The sequence below is a fragment of the Paenibacillus sp. Y859 genome (assembly GCF_056786405.1).
On sequence record NZ_JBXCIZ010000014.1, the window covers coordinates 43,436 to 58,740 of the forward strand.

Here is a 15,305-nt window from a genome sequence, read left to right on the forward strand (position 1 = left end):
AAAAGACGATCACTCCCCATCATTCTACAGGGGTGATCGCCTTTTGTATTATACCTTCAGGGAATGCTGTGCACGTGCAATCTGTGTTGCTTCAACCATGTTGCGTAAGGAATCCACTGTTTCGTCGAATCCACGAGTCTTAAGTCCGCAGTCTGGATTGATCCAGAACAATTCCGGATCCAACACTCGCAAAGCGCGATCGATCATACTCGTCATTTCCTCTACTCTTGGAATACGCGGACTATGGATATCATATACGCCTAAACCAATTCCTAGTTTGTACGTATTCAACTCGAAGCTATGAATCAGCTCACCATGACTACGTGAAGTTTCGATTGAGATGACATCAGCATCCATCGCTTCAATTGAATATATCATGTCATGGAACTCGCAATAACACATATGTGTGTGAATTTGAGTCGTATCTTGAACGGTACATGTCGTCATGCGGAATGCCTTCACAGCCCATGCTAAGTAATTCGCTTGCTCTTCTTCCTTCAATGGCAACCCTTCACGAACGGCAGGCTCATCCACTTGAATCATTCCGATACCAGCACTCTCTAACGCCTCAACTTCTTGTCTAAGTGCATAAGCCAATTGATAGGCGATTTGTTCACGGCTAATATCATCGCGAACGAATGACCAGTTCATGATCGTAATAGGGCCTGTAAGCATTCCCTTAACAGGACGATCTGTCTTCGACTGTGCATACTTCGTTTCTTCCACAGTCATTGCCTGCTCAAACGCTACATCTCCAAAAATAATAGGTGGTTTCACACAACGAGAACCGTAAGACTGAACCCATCCGAACTGTGTGAACGCGAAGCCAGCAAGCTTCTCACCGAAGAATTCAACCATATCTGTACGTTCAAATTCACCGTGAACAAGAACATCCAATCCGATCTCTTCCTGTAGCTTAATCCATATATCAATCTGCTCTTGGATGAAGCCAACGTACTTCTCGTTATTCCATTCACCCTTACGCCATGATTGACGGGCTTTACGTACTTCAGCCGATTGGGGGAAGCTTCCGATCGTCGTTGTCGGGAACAATGGTAATTGCCATTTCTTCTGCTGCGCAACATGACGCTCTGCAAAAGGAAGATGACGTTCAGGATGCTTCGAACTAATCGTAGCAACTGCGCTCTGAATATCGTTACGATTACGCTCACCGGATTGTTTAAGTACCTGTAGGTCAAGTTCACATTGTGCCAATTCGTCTGCAATGACCGCTTGACCTGAAGTCACTGCTTTTACTAGAAGAACAAGCTCATCTAACTTCTCATCCGCGAATGCAAGAGCACCCTTAAGCTCAGCGGATAGCTTCTTCTCATTAGCCACTGTAACAGGAACATGAAGTAGACTACATGATGACTGTACGATAAGTTGCTCAGCTGTTACAATTCCAGATAGTTGTTCCAATAGTCCCAACTTCTCTTGAAGTGACGCCTTCCAGATACTACGGCCATCGATCACACCCGCTCCTAGAACCTTATCTGCTGGGAAACCAAATTCCTTAATGGATGACAAGTTGCCCGACAATCCATGTACGAAATCAAGACCTAATCCTTTGACTGGCAACTGGATGATATCTTGATAGTTCTCTACTGATTCGAAATACGTTTGCAATATGATGTTCAAGTTAGGCACAGACTTAGCAATCGTTCCGTAGATAGTCTTCAATCTTTGGATGTCGTCTGCGCTTAATTTCTGAACAAGAATCGGTTCATCTATTTGTACCCATTGCACCCCTTCATTCGCAAGCTCCTGAAGGATTTGCACATACAGTGGTAGTAAACGATCTAGCCATGCATCTGTTTCTGCAACATTATATCCTTTGGATAGTTTCAAGAATGTTAATGGTCCTACGATAACTGGCTTCCCTTCGATTCCAAGCTTTTCCTTAGCTTCACGATAAGCTATAAGAGGTTTATTCTCCGTAAGTACTGGTGTAGCATCATCCAACTCAGGAACGATATAGTGATAATTCGTATTAAACCATTTGGTCATTTCACTTGCTGTTGCATCCTTCGTCCCACGGGCGATAGCATAATATACAGACAATGGTACAACTCCGCCATCATAAGGAAAACGCTTCGGAACAATCCCGAACATAGTAGCTGTATCCAGAATATGGTCATAATAACTGAAATCATTCACTGCGATCAAATCGATACCCTTTGCCTGCTGTTTACGTAAATGATTCAAAGTGATCTCTTGTAATTTACTATGAAACTCTGCTTCCTCAATCTTGCCAGACCAGAACGCTTCTAACGCCTTCTTCCATTCGCGATCCGCACCAATACGTGGATATCCCAATACACTACTCTTTATCATTCTATATCTCTCCTATGCACATTACTTGTTAATAGAAAGATATCATGTATTAGCTGGTATAGTGTAACCGTATTAAACTATATCTAGTTATATCCTAGAGCTATATCAGGGATTTTGTTGCAATATCACAACGATATCTAATCAGAGAAAAAGCTGCTCGGATTATTCGAAGCCACTGAAAAAGTCCACACATTGGTGTAGGATACCGCTGCGATGACGGATTGTCCTTACGATCGCTGTTGCCCTCTGATTTCTTGATTATATACCGCTTAGCGGTTGAAATCAGAGGGCAAAGGCGAACGCTATCGCTTCTTCAGGACAATTCCGTCAACTGCGCTGCTTCGAGCATATGGTCTGTTTTTTTTTGTAAATATCAGTTTTATTTAGGGCATCTTTTATGCAATTTATTCGCGAAGAATGCACCGCTGACAATGCCAATGACAAGCGTTGGAAGTATCTATAAAAAAAGAACACCAGTAATATTGAGCAAGCTCAAAATAACCGTGTTCTTTCTTTAAACTAGCCATTGTTAGAATGACACTACTTCTCCAACGTAATTCCGAATGAAGAACCAGCCTTGGCAGCAAATACAATCGTTCCGTTCTCAGGGAGCACCACTTCATTAATACCGCTGATTACGGTGTAGTTCACGCATGTTCCATTTCCGTCGTATACCGCATAAGCTCCTTGTTCAGGCATCGATACTATCATCTTCTTACCAGCAACTTCTTGGGATATGCTATACCATCTGGCGTTACCATCCGTTTGCACAGTAACCGTAGAGTGTTTCCCTTTATAGATAGGTATTACTTTATCCTCACTGACATACAAACTTCCAGCCGACTCAAAATATTCGATACCATCTTTCGTATAAAAACGGAATTCAGCCGTATCCCGGCTTCCCGTGCCAGGAACTTGATGTTGGCTCACTGCAGTATTCGGTCCAGTAATTTTCTTATCCCCTAAATAATCCTTTAATTCTGCGGTACGGGAAATCTTGAGGGTTGAATTAAGCATGTAAACAAGAGAACTATACTTCTCACTCACAGGGTAATATGATTTGCCTTCTCTCTTTGCCCATACATCTTCCGTCTCTTTAGATAGGGCCTGAGTTTCCAGCTTCTCGGCTACGTACTGAGATATTGCCAATTGTCCCAACCCCGGAACGGTTGCATATTCTCTATTCCACAGGTAGGTGCGTCCATTTTTTTCGGTTACAATATTGATCTTCGAACTCCCAACTTCGTTAACAAAAGACCCTTCCGATGTATATACATATTTCTGCTCTGGATACTCGGGGACACTCGGCACTGATAAGGATAGCTCTCCATCCTTTATAGCAACTTTAACTTGTTGACCGGTAGCACCATAATAGCCCGAGTACTTTGTGATGTCGCTTGGCATGTCAGCCTTAACAGGTGTGCCGAATGATTTCTCCGGTTTAATGTCTGTGATTGCACCCTTCTCTTTCAACGCCTGAAGAAGAAGTTCGTGTGCCAAAAGCTGGTTCGTCGAACTACTTCCGCCTGATGATAGAACTGCAGCAGCCATGTTCTGCTCTGGAAGCACTACGAGAGAAGCATGATACAAAATTGTGTCTCCCCCCTTGCTGAGACCCTTTATTTTATAATCGCTGAACGGATATAATCTTACACTATCCCAACCAAGCCCGTAGTCAATTAAATTATCCGCTTCTTTGGGCCACATTCCCTTGTTGTATTCCTCTTGCTCCATTGCTAATACCGCGCTATCCGAGAGAATTTCCTTTTCACGTCCCATAAATATTTGTGAGAATTTTACCAAATCCTCTGCTGTAGAATAGATTCCGCCCGCTCCAATCGCGTTTAATGTTTCATTTGGAAGCTGCTTTTGAATCGTTGGATAATAAAGACCAGGAAGTTTGCTTGAATCTAATACGTCTTGCGGTGTCTTTGTATGCTTCAATTCTAATGGTTCGATAAAATATTGATGAATGAATGCAGTAAATTTCATACCACTGACTTTTTCTACAAGAATCTCAGCTAGCGAAAATCCGTCGTTGCAATAAACAGAGAATGCTCCTGGATCAGCTTTCAAACTCTGTGTAGACAATTGCTCAAGCAGGTTGTCATGCGCATATGTGTCATTATCGTTGAACAGAACTGTACTACCTAGGCTCGAACCTTGAAGTCCAGAAGAATGGTTCAGCAGCATACGTGGCGTAATTTGCTTATAACGTTCATCTATCATCTTGAAATCAGTTATGTACTGCACCAAGGGGGTATCCAGATTGATTTTTCCCTCATCTACCAATTTCATGACGGCAACTGTCGCAAACATTTTGCTCGTTGATCCGATACCATACATGGTTTCTGTGGTCAAAGGGATTTTCCCTTCTATATCGTTTAATCCCTTCTGTCCTGTCACTGTAATCTTGCCGTTGTCGATTAGTGCATACTGTACGCTAGTCGTACCGTATTGTTCGGTAAGCAGTGCCGCTTTCTCAGAAGCGATCGTCGCCTGTGTCTGATTAGAAGTTGCAACATTCTCGTTAGACGCTAGTGCTGCAGTCGGAATAAGTGGTGTTAGTGCAATAGCAGCACTCAGAATCCATATCAACCTTTTTTTCATTAAAAAACCTCCTTAGTTTTCAATCTATGATATATTACGGTTCAATAGATAAAAGGGTTCAAATTTCCAGATAAAATATATCTGATACTATTTAAATAAGCCCGCGAGTTGCGCGGACTTATTGATAAGCTTATATATTTACTCAAATCTTACAGACCTAACTTATGGCCTTTCTCCAGACGTAGAATCTGCTTCTCACCGCTATCAGCCAATTCGCGGAACTGATTGATCGTATCACGCATTTTAGGCAGAGCTTCCTGCTTGTAGGTGCTGATCGAATCTAGAGCAGACAACACATCAGTAAATGCTTCCTTCATGGTGTCTACCGAGATACTAGCTTCAAGCGATTGCTTCTGGATCTCAACACCTTGATTCTTCAACATTCTGGATGTGCCAGCAATCAGATCATTCGTCGTTTGGTTTAAGAGCTCAATCTTTTTCAAGACAATCTTCTGATTGTAGAGAGCACTTGCTACAGTTACGGAAATCTTCAACGCCGAAATCGTAACATTTTTAGCTCTATCTACCCCACGAATCAGTTCTTTGTTGTTCCTGATCACGACTTCGATCGCCATAATTCCCTGTTGGTTAACAACTAACATTTGCTGCAAGTCCATCACCCGCTGACGTAGCGGGAACAGCACTTCTTCCGTGATGAAACGAATTTTGTCAGGATCTTCATTACGAAGTTTGGCAGCTTCGATTTGCGACTCGATGGATTCGTCCATCAACATGCCAAGCTGAATTTCCTTTTGAAGCTTTTTGGTCAATTCTCGGAGCATCTGTTGTTCAATCTCTAGTGTCGTATTGTCGTTCTTGAGGGTCGATTTCCCCTTATCTAAAGAGATCACTATATCCGCAATGACAACATCGGCTTTTTGATACTTGAGAAAGTATCCACGCAGCGGATTGAACAGTTTACCGAGGAACCCAGTCTTAGCAAAGTCTATTACGCTCGGGTCCAAGTCCTTTAGTTGAGTATGCAGTTCAGATAGACCTTTAGCTACTTGACCACCCTCATCTCCCGTTTTCGAGAGGTTTCCAACGGATACTTGCAGTAGAGAATTTTTATCAGAGGAACTTTTCATTGTATTGATACCGAAAGAATCAATGGATTGCAGTATTTCTTTCCTCTTCTCAAGCGACTCGAAATCTAGTGCCATGATCGTTGCGACGTTAGCCTCGGCTACTTCTTTAAGCTTTGCCACTTCCTCGGGAACGGGTTTAACCTGCTCTTCGATAGCAACTTGAATCTCTTCCTGACTTGGTATTTCCATTGTAAAAGACATCATAACCCTCCCTATAGTTGACCGTTACATTTGAACGTTGAATAAATTTCCAATCTTGTAGACAACATCATCTGTATCTGCATTAATGCTCGCTGCTTCATTAATTTTCGAAATACTTTGTAAGGCCTCTATATTGGCATTAAATCCGATCGTGTAAATTGGAATCTTATAGGTCTCAATTAACCCACTAATGTCCTTGAGCGAATGACCCTCAGTTGTCTCGCCATCACTTAAGAGAAAGATGATCGGCTTTACATTGGGATTAAGTGCTAATTCATCTTGAAGCAATTTCAAAGCTACAATGATACCGTCAAAAGTAGCCGTACCTCCACTAGCTTGAAGACTGTTCACCGTACCCACAAACATAGACTGTTGGTTCGTGTCGTACTTCCCAATAGGGAGATTAATGGTTACACCACTTGAATAGGATACAAGACCGATACTATTATCTTTTCCTAGATATTTCTGACCCTTCAATAGGGACTCTTTCAAGCGATTTAGAGGTTCTCCTGCCATACTACCAGACACATCGGTCACGAACACAGCCGCAATCGGTTTACTTCCATCCTTCTTTTCTTTCCATAACTTTTGCGCGGAGGATAGTAGACTACCATCGACTACTGCAAGTTCCGACTTGTAGTCCTCAAGATTATTGAAGCCATTTTTCTTTGCTGAATTCTGGTACTTATCTTGTTCAACAAACTCAGCGAACTTCTGAATGATGTTTAATTTATCTTCAGGTACATCACCTAATGCGTATAACGGACTGTCATGTCTTACGCCAAAGGGAGTGAACACATAACTATCTTTTAGGTCAGCAGCATTCAGATAGGTCTGATACTCCAGAACAAATCCATCCAGCATACCGGACTTCGCCGCATCACGCATTTGTATCGTTGTAGATGCAATGAAAGGCACATTGACTTGGAATTTTTCAAAACCCTGCACAGCTTTATCTCCTAAAATATTAGAACTATCGAATGTATTAAGTGCGGTAATAAGAAAGTTCAATCCTGTAGAACTGGCGAACGGGTCAGTGTATCCCATAGAGAATTCATTATTAGATATAGCCTCGGTAACTGTTTTGACATTCACTGATCCATACGTATCTATTAGGGCATCGTATTTCGCCTTGACAATGACAATGCCAGGAACGTTTCCGACGAGGCGCTCAGAGACAAGTTCAGTCTTAACACCACTCGCCTTGACCATTTCACCCCAGAATTCGTTAGAAGGTGTGAAAGCGTCGGGTACATATTTACCAGATTTGATGTAATCCGTAGCTGTACCGGAAGCGATATTCCGTACTTTAACTGAAGCAGATTTCCCATGTATGATGACATTAGCTTTGTTGAATTCTGTCGCTACCTCAGTCAACCATCCATCGACACCCGTACCTGATTTCTCAGGAGAAGAGAAGATTTCTACAAAAAAGTCACTCGTGTTGTCTACGGTTATGGGGAACTTCGAAATATCCGGTAACGACTCCGCAACATCAGCAGGATTAAGATCAATCTGCCCCTTTACTGGCGCCTCCGTAGTTACTGAGATATTGGAGTAAAGCTTACTTAATCGCTTACCTGCATCCTCGGAAGATACTTCTGTTTTTGTTTTTCCCAAATTAGAGGTCAGATTTACCCCTACATATACAATGCCGAATACTAATATCACTAGAATACCCGATAATAGAAAGAATTTACTTTTCTTTGTCATTCTTTACACCTCTCACTGTTTATAATATTTGGTTTGCTTAATTAACATGTCTATTTCTTGCATGCAAGGCATATTTTCAATATCCCCTGGCTCAAAACTATCTAAGCGGGATATTTCTAACAGTAACTTATCTAGTTTCAGCAAGATTTCCTCGTTCGTACCTAGAGAGCTTTTCATGAAAGACAGATACTCCTTATATACGATTGTCTTTTCTTGAAGAAGTTCCTGAGAAAAGGCAGTAGATTTCTGATTCATGACCCTCTCGAATTCCGACTCGTCAAATACATTGAGCCTATTCAGGATACTTCTGACATTAAGGTAAAATAGCTTTTCTACCTCCTGAGTTACGGAAGCAAACTTCTTGTAACTTAACTCCGTTGGTTCGAACCTCTGATGTAGAACATTTAATAAGGTATCCTTCTTCTTCGTCATTCGTTCCAACTGTTCTAAGGCAAGCGCAATATCATGCGCTAATGTTTTTACATGACGGTAGTGTGTCAAAGCCTCCACGTAATCTTCATACGTTTTAATCTGTTTGACAGGTAAAGCAACGGGCTGCTTAAACAATAAGATATAACTCCAGTAAAGCACCACTAGCGCACTTACGAACAGCAATGTTACTCCAAAGGCTGTTGCGAAAGCACTTCCTCCGATCTCTAGCCCCAAAAATCCGGGCGAGAGCACTAGGATGTTCAAAATCACCACAGCCACAATAATTCCTATAAGTTTTATGTATTTTGTATTAGTCAATTGTTGTACCTCCTCTACTGACACAGTGACAGGAAAATTGTACCACAAGTTACGAATTCGTGACAATAATCTATTAAAACATCACCTTTGAGAATTCGTAAAGCAAATGAAATGTACCATCATCGACATAACACTTACCACTAATTCATACTTTTGGAATCGAAAATGTTACACTTGTTATACAAACATTATTTATTTTCAATAAGATCAATTTTCTACAAACGGACCAGATTGTGTAGTAAGCCTTATTGAACTAACGGTCAGTTTAGTTGAACAAGGAAGTTTTTTAAAATTGTGATATATGTATGGAGGATTAAATGTCCATGTCGAAACATCTGGTTTACAGGGAAAGGGGAAACAAATACATGTCGATTTACCATAAAGTAATTGGAGAAGGGTATCCCATCGTTATGTTGCATGGTTGGACACTCGACCATCAAGTGATGTTCCATGCAATGGAACCGTTATTCGAGAAACGAAGCGGTTGGAAGAGAATATACATAGACTTACCAGGTATGGGGCATTCCGAGTCACAACCATCTATTCAGAACTCTGATGATATTTTAGAAGCGATATTACGTCTTTTGGACAAACTTATCCCTGATCAACCGTTTATTATTTGTGGTAATTCATATGGCGGGTACATTGCCAGAGGTATAGTCCGTTCACGGCAGGACACAGTTCGTGGATTACTACTGATGGCACCATTGACTATACCTGAATTCGATGAAAGAGTAGTACCACAACAGACCGTTCTAAAAAGAGACAGCAATTTGATATCACATTTGTCTTCAGAGGATGCTGATGAATTTTGCTCCATGGGAGTAGTGCAAGGTCCAACTGAATGGGAGAGGTTTCGAAATGAAATTTTACTTCCTTCTAAACAAACAAATTATGAATTCTTAAACCTTATTCGTCAAAATGGATATGGCTTTACCTTCGATATTTCATCTAAACTTGAGTATCCCACGCTAATTATCACAGGGCGTCAGGACAATGTAGTTGGATACCACGATGCGTGGCGACTAATTGAAGATTACCCAAGGGCAACTTTTGCAGTGCTTGATATGGCTGGTCACAACCTACAAATCGAACAAACCGATGTATTTAACGCATTAGTTCATAACTGGTTAAACAGACTTGAGTCTGAAAATTTTCGACTTGCATAACTTTTCATGAATTTCAGTTTCCTGTTGCACTAACAGATTCCTAATTTAACAAGATAGTTAAATTAGGAATCTGTTAGTCTTCGGTGAATGATAGGGTCTTCTGTTCCTGCAACTGAAGGCATTCTAGGTTTATCTTTTCGAACACCTCTTACTTCTCTATGCAGAATGGCTTATCCAAACAATAAATCTAGAATTTTCTCATCAGCTTTACGGTTTTCCCCTTTATAAGGGTAGCAGTGAATATGAATGGCTGGATTAAAATTGATTTCAATAATGCTGTAATTGGTATGCGTTGCCTCTAGACTAATATCATCAATCATCATGTCAACACCACAAATCGTTGCCCCTGCAGCTTTAGCAGATTGAATGGCCAATGTTTTATAGCTATCTGGAATGTCATCCGTAAAGTCAATACTGTCTCCACCTGTACTAATATTCGAATTTTCCCGCAGATAGACGATCTCATCTAGTTGGGGTATATCACCCCAGCTTTTCGATTGATTTCTCAAGAACATCTCTTCTGCATCACCGATCTGAATTCTTTCAAGGGGTGTCTTATATCCCTTACCTCTGAGCGGATCTTTGTTCTTCTCATGAACTAGCTGCTCAATCGTGTGAACCCCATCTCCAACTACATTGGCCGGAACGCGATGCAATATCCCGACAACCTCATCCCCCATAACAAGGAAACGATATTCTTTACCAGTAATGAACTCTTCGAGCAGGACCGTCTGATCATGTTCAAATGCCATTTTGAATGCTTGTTGATAATCTTCTTTCGTGAAATCACCATGAAAGATCGTAATGCCCAAACCAAAGTTTGTTGATTTGGGTTTAATCACAATGGCGTTGTCACGATATATTTCATATACGACCATAGCTTCTTCAAGATTCCGAAATGCTTCGCCAGTTGGAACTTGAATTCCGTGTTGCTTGAGAACTCTTTTCGTAACTACTTTATTTTCCATAATTAATACAGTGCTATAGGAATCTAATGATGTTTTCGTAGCTTGCTTAACATATTCTTGGTGATCGCCTTGTGTAAGTAACACGAAGTTATCATCTCGATCAATCAATTGAAATTTAATGCCGCGTTTAACTGCTGCCTTCAGAAGTAACTGTGTGGATAGCTCAAGGTCCTCATATCCTACGAATCGGTATCCATTATGAAGACTCTCCTCAGTAAATTGTTTCGCTTTATCCAAGTGATACGTCAGATAAGATGATTGTTGAATTTCTGACTTTACAATAGATGCAAAACTTTTATCTGGATGAATAATCTTTTGCTTCTCACCATTCAATATGTGTGAGAACTCCTTATCATCAGGCATCAAGAGCTGGACCATTTCTTGCATCTCATGGATACAAGTTAAGGCCATCTCCTCCATCGTCACACAACCCTCTTCATGATCGTGTAAGTATCCCTTTATACCTTCCATGATAAGTTGATCATGATTCATGTCTGCCCTCTTTTGATCCTCTACACCGAAGGTTTCATCCTTCTTCAACAGCATGTAAACAATAAACAAATGAATAAATTGCATCGTTTCTTTACTGATTCCAATTTTATGAAGTGGATTCAAATCCAGGAAACGAAGCTCCAAATAAGCGATTCCATCTTGCATTAGTTCCTGTAATGGATCTACACCTTTTGCTGTTTTCACTCTAACGGGGCTGTAGAATTCTTTTACACTTAATAATTCCTCGGATCGAATCAACTCATTCAGATCACGAACGTAGTCATTCATCGAATGATAGGACACATATAAAGGTTGTTCATTGCGATAACCGCATTCGCTATTACGAAGTGAATTCATGTTCGGGAAATAATAGCTTTTCTCGTCATCGGATTGCCCTCGGGCAACGCATTTCTCAATATATGTCTTATCAAAGACAGGACTTGCACCTGTTAAATAGATGAGCAGCCATCGATACCTCAATAGATTACGTGTTATTTTAAAATAAGTGGCATCTTTGAAATCTTTGAAGTCTTCATGGTGAGCTATTAATTCATGTAGCCTTCGTAGAAATCTATCATTGAAAGAAAAGTTATAATGGATACCGCTCAGTAATTGTCTTTTGCGACCATACTTATCTGCTAATTGATTCCTATAGTTGTCTTCTAACGGATCGTTCATTTTCGCAATTGGAATATCTTTATCATTGGGTAAAACAGGCGGATTGCTACTCGGCCATAAATATTCCCCATTCAATTCTAGCGAAACTATATCTTGCAGTGCTTCCATGAAACGATACGTTTCATCAATCGAGTTGAAAGTTGGAGTAATCATTTCGATTTGACTCTCTGAGAAATCCGTTTGAATATATGGATTTTCCATTTTACTTCCAAAAGCTTCTGGATGCGGTGTCACCGCAAGTTTCCCCTCTTGATCGACCCTAATATTTTCTTTTTCCAGACCAAATTGACCTTGTAGAAGATCTACATTTAACTTTTTATCGACCAGAAGCTGTATGAGTTCACGATTTAACAAAGCCATTATAACGACCACCCTTTATTTAAATGTTCCACTTGCGGACCCATCATTCTGCGCAAAGATCCCCTAAACCAGAAGACCAGAATGACTCCCTTGAAGACACTACTCAGAGCAATCGCCATCCACACACCGTTTAGACCAAATGGTTCGGATAATATCAAGGCCAGTGGTATCCTGAGCGCGGTAAATGTAATGCTGAATATCGGTGGGATATGTGTCTTCCCCATTCCATTAAAAGCACCAACGGTCATTAGTTCCAGACACATGAACATTTGTGAAAAACCGAGGATACGCATATAATCAGTACCTAACTCTACAATGGCCACATCAGACAGAAACAGTGAAAAGAGTTGCTGTGGGAATAAGATGAATACAAGTGATATGATAATGCCAAAAATGGAAGTTAGCAACAGAGCATGATGATAGCCCTGTTTAATGCGATCTAATCGGCGTGCTCCATAATTTTGCCCAAAGAAGGCAGCAATCGCTCCTTGGAGTCCTCCGATTGTCATGTATGAAATGGATTCAATTTGAATCCCAACTTTTTGGACTGCAATAGCATCAGCTCCAAAACGTATAATAATCTTGGCAATGATGATCGATATGATCGTAAATGTGACACGCTGGATCGTAATCGGAAGCCCCATGGTGATCACTTCTTTCATTTGACGACTATCCCATCGGGACGATCTAGAGATCAATTCTGAATTTCTTGTCTTCATAATAAATATACTTGTCACTAATATATTGGCGGCTAATGTTGCAATCGCCGCCCCTGCAACTCCCCAACCTTCAAATTTGCCCACACCAAAGATTAAGAGTGGATCGAGGACGATATTAACAATAAGACCGATCGAGAAGATTTGAAACGGCTGCTTACTATTACCCATGGCGTTCAAAATGGTAACAAAAAACGTATTTGTTATAGAAAATATCGTTCCAATAATTGAAATCATCAAAAATTGTTTCGCCATCAGCTCAACTTCTTCACTTCCAAGATCAAAGAACGCAATGAGTTGATTCTTGGTAAACATGACAAAACCCATATAGAGAAGCCCCAATAAGATAGACATCATAAATCCGTTCTTAATATACGTTCTAGCCTTATCTTTCTGACCAGATCCCATACAATGTGCAACTTTGATCCCAGTACCGATCGTTATCATAGTGGATAAAGCAATAGCTAAATTAATGAAGAAGCTGGCCGTGCCAATTGCTGCTACAGGACCACTTCCTAGCCTTCCAACCCAAAGCATATCGACAAGCCCATATGTAGTTGAAATGAAATTGGTTGCAATAATTGGAATCGTTAATTTCATTAATGTAGGCATAATTGGGCCTTGGGTCAAATCATTTGTGCCCTTCATATCTAGTAACACCCTCTTGATCTAATAAAATACCTTACATTTCTAAAATAATTATATACCACTCCCTTATATAAGCAAGTGATTATATGTTTGACACAATCTATTTATTTTGATAGTTGGCTAATTTACCCCCGCATATCGCGTCCACTTCTAGGGTGACTATCGTCAATCTACAGACAAAAAAAAGCCACTAGAGTTTTCTCTAATGAGCTTATATTCATATCCAATTAACATTACATTGCTTGATGGTCATTGAATTAAGCTTTTATAGCCCATCTCAATTTTGCTGAACGAGCACGACTATTCAGATTACATTCTTCTGTTGATGGCCGGATTACCTCGGTTGAAATCTCACTGTAAACTCCTTCACGCAACAAATTTTTAAAAGATTTTTTGACAAGTCTATCTTCTCCGGAATGGAAAGACAGTATGGCAACACGCCCACCTTTTGTAAGGACGTTAGGAAGTTTGTCTAAGAATTCATATAACACTTCAAATTCACTATTCACATCAATACGCAATGCTTGAAAGGATCTTTGACATGATTTCTTAATCGCTTCTACCCGTTTATCTGCAGGAATAAATTTGAGGGCAGCTTCAATAATTTGTCGAAGCTGAGTAGTCGTAGAAATAACAGTGCCCTTTCTACGTTCAGCAATAATAGCACTAGCGATTTGTGCAGCATACGGTTCATCTGCATTTTCAATTAGCATACCTTCTATTTCTTCTAGAGTCATACTTCTTAAGCGCTGAGCACCAGATATCCCTTTTTCAGGATTCAATCGCAAATCCAATGGCCCCTCTTTTTTATAAGTAAATCCTCTGTCAGGATTATCTATTTGCATTGAAGATAGGCCTAAATCTGCTAACACAAAATCAAACGGACCTGCCTCAGCAGCAACTTGATCGATATTCGCAAAGTTCAGTTGCCTGGTAGTCAATAGATTTGAGCCATACCCTAAATCCTGTAAACGTTCTCTAGTTTTGGATAATTCAATAGGATCTGCATCAAGGGCATATATATGACCCTTTGATTCTAAACATTTTAGCATTTCTAATGTGTGACCACCATATCCTAGGGTTGCATCTAAACCAGTTTGTCCTGGTTTTATTTGCAAAAACTCTAATATTTCTTTGACGAATATGGATATATGCATACCGGCTGGGGTATTGCCCTTTTCAATTACTCTCGCTACAGTATCTACATACTTCTCCGGTTGAAGCTCCTTGTATTTTTCTTTAAAGTTTCTTGGATGAGTTCCTTTATATCGAGCACGTCGTTGGTGCTTCTGTTCTGGATAATCCATTGATTGGTACCTCCCTACCTTTTCCTATGTTATCTTTATCTAAATTGCGGATTGTTTGTTTGAGCTTCTACCGCTGCTTGTTTCAATTTATCACAAATCAAAACATCCAACTGCATCTTTTCATACGCTTCAATGCTCATAACAACCATATCACCATATCCATTCTTTGTCAGAAATACAGGTTCGGCTGTTTCATGCACTACTTTGGAAATATCAGCAAAGTTGTTCCTTAAATCCGACACGGGCCTTATATGTGGCATGTTCTTTC

Annotated in this window: 10 protein-coding genes; 1 reads left to right on the forward strand and 9 read right to left on the reverse strand. The window is 40.4% G+C overall.

Annotation, left to right across the window (positions count from 1 at the left end; translation table 11 throughout):
- Nucleotides 1-48 precede the first annotated feature (48 nt).
- The 5 genes from metE to AC1TO8_RS20455 form a co-directional block, all read right to left on the reverse strand.
- Nucleotides 49-2,337 (reverse strand): 5-methyltetrahydropteroyltriglutamate--homocysteine S-methyltransferase, encoded by a 2,289-nt coding sequence (gene metE / locus AC1TO8_RS20435; protein WP_482057470.1) that lies wholly within the window; start codon nt 2,335-2,337, stop codon nt 49-51.
- Nucleotides 2,338-2,877: 540 nt separating this feature from the next.
- Nucleotides 2,878-4,947 carry a serine hydrolase domain-containing protein gene (locus tag AC1TO8_RS20440; RefSeq protein WP_482057471.1) on the reverse strand — a complete coding sequence of 690 codons (2,070 nt, stop codon included), beginning with the start codon at nt 4,945-4,947 and terminating at the stop codon, nt 2,878-2,880.
- Between the two features lie 149 nt (nt 4,948-5,096).
- A complete protein-coding gene (locus AC1TO8_RS20445) occupies nt 5,097-6,236 on the reverse strand; it encodes a toxic anion resistance protein (protein WP_482057472.1) in 1,140 nt (379 codons plus the stop codon).
- Nucleotides 6,237-6,260: 24 nt separating this feature from the next.
- A complete protein-coding gene (locus AC1TO8_RS20450) occupies nt 6,261-7,949 on the reverse strand; it encodes a vWA domain-containing protein (RefSeq protein WP_482057473.1) in 1,689 nt (562 codons plus the stop codon).
- Nucleotides 7,950-7,961: 12 nt separating this feature from the next.
- On the reverse strand, nt 7,962-8,699 hold the full coding sequence (locus AC1TO8_RS20455) for a hypothetical protein (RefSeq protein WP_482057474.1): 738 nt from the start codon (nt 8,697-8,699) through the stop codon (nt 7,962-7,964).
- 365 nt (nt 8,700-9,064) lie between these two features.
- On the opposite strand from AC1TO8_RS20455, the gene AC1TO8_RS20460 reads away from it, so the two are divergent.
- On the forward strand, nt 9,065-9,868 hold the full coding sequence (locus AC1TO8_RS20460; protein ID WP_482057475.1) for an alpha/beta fold hydrolase: 804 nt from the start codon (nt 9,065-9,067) through the stop codon (nt 9,866-9,868).
- 170 nt (nt 9,869-10,038) lie between these two features.
- On the opposite strand, the gene gshAB is transcribed toward AC1TO8_RS20460, so the two are convergent.
- The 4 genes from gshAB to AC1TO8_RS20480 all read right to left on the reverse strand — a co-directional run bounded on the left by gshAB (nt 10,039) and on the right by AC1TO8_RS20480 (nt 15,297).
- Complete coding sequence (gene gshAB / locus AC1TO8_RS20465; protein ID WP_482057476.1) at nt 10,039-12,366, reverse strand: bifunctional glutamate--cysteine ligase GshA/glutathione synthetase GshB; 2,328 nt, start codon at nt 12,364-12,366, stop codon at nt 10,039-10,041.
- The gene (locus AC1TO8_RS20470; RefSeq protein ID WP_482057477.1) at nt 12,366-13,694 is read right to left on the reverse strand and encodes an MATE family efflux transporter; all 1,329 of its coding nucleotides are present in this window, start codon (nt 13,692-13,694) and stop codon (nt 12,366-12,368) included. The genes gshAB and AC1TO8_RS20470 overlap by 1 nt, the downstream gene beginning before the upstream one ends.
- 293 nt (nt 13,695-13,987) lie before the next feature.
- Nucleotides 13,988-15,037 (reverse strand): 16S rRNA (cytosine(1402)-N(4))-methyltransferase RsmH, encoded by a 1,050-nt coding sequence (gene rsmH, locus AC1TO8_RS20475; protein WP_482057478.1) that lies wholly within the window; start codon nt 15,035-15,037, stop codon nt 13,988-13,990.
- Between the two features lie 35 nt (nt 15,038-15,072).
- Entirely contained in the window at nt 15,073-15,297 is a 225-nt protein-coding gene (locus AC1TO8_RS20480; RefSeq protein ID WP_482057479.1) for a type II toxin-antitoxin system Phd/YefM family antitoxin, read from the reverse strand.
- Nucleotides 15,298-15,305: the final 8 nt, after the last annotated feature.

Coding starts and splice junctions, on each gene's coding strand:
- metE (WP_482057470.1), bottom strand. CDS start 2,337: ATGATAAAGAGTAGTGTATTGGGATATCCACGTATTGGTGCGGATCGC.
- AC1TO8_RS20440 (WP_482057471.1), bottom strand. CDS start 4,947: ATGAAAAAAAGGTTGATATGGATTCTGAGTGCTGCTATTGCACTAACA.
- AC1TO8_RS20445 (WP_482057472.1), bottom strand. CDS start 6,236: ATGTCTTTTACAATGGAAATACCAAGTCAGGAAGAGATTCAAGTTGCT.
- AC1TO8_RS20450 (WP_482057473.1), bottom strand. CDS start 7,949: ATGACAAAGAAAAGTAAATTCTTTCTATTATCGGGTATTCTAGTGATA.
- AC1TO8_RS20460 (WP_482057475.1), top strand. CDS start 9,065: ATGTCGATTTACCATAAAGTAATTGGAGAAGGGTATCCCATCGTTATG.
- gshAB (WP_482057476.1), bottom strand. CDS start 12,366: ATGGCTTTGTTAAATCGTGAACTCATACAGCTTCTGGTCGATAAAAAG.
- AC1TO8_RS20470 (WP_482057477.1), bottom strand. CDS start 13,694: ATGCCTACATTAATGAAATTAACGATTCCAATTATTGCAACCAATTTC.
- rsmH (WP_482057478.1), bottom strand. CDS start 15,037: ATGGATTATCCAGAACAGAAGCACCAACGACGTGCTCGATATAAAGGA.
- AC1TO8_RS20480 (WP_482057479.1), bottom strand. CDS start 15,297: ATGCCACATATAAGGCCCGTGTCGGATTTAAGGAACAACTTTGCTGAT.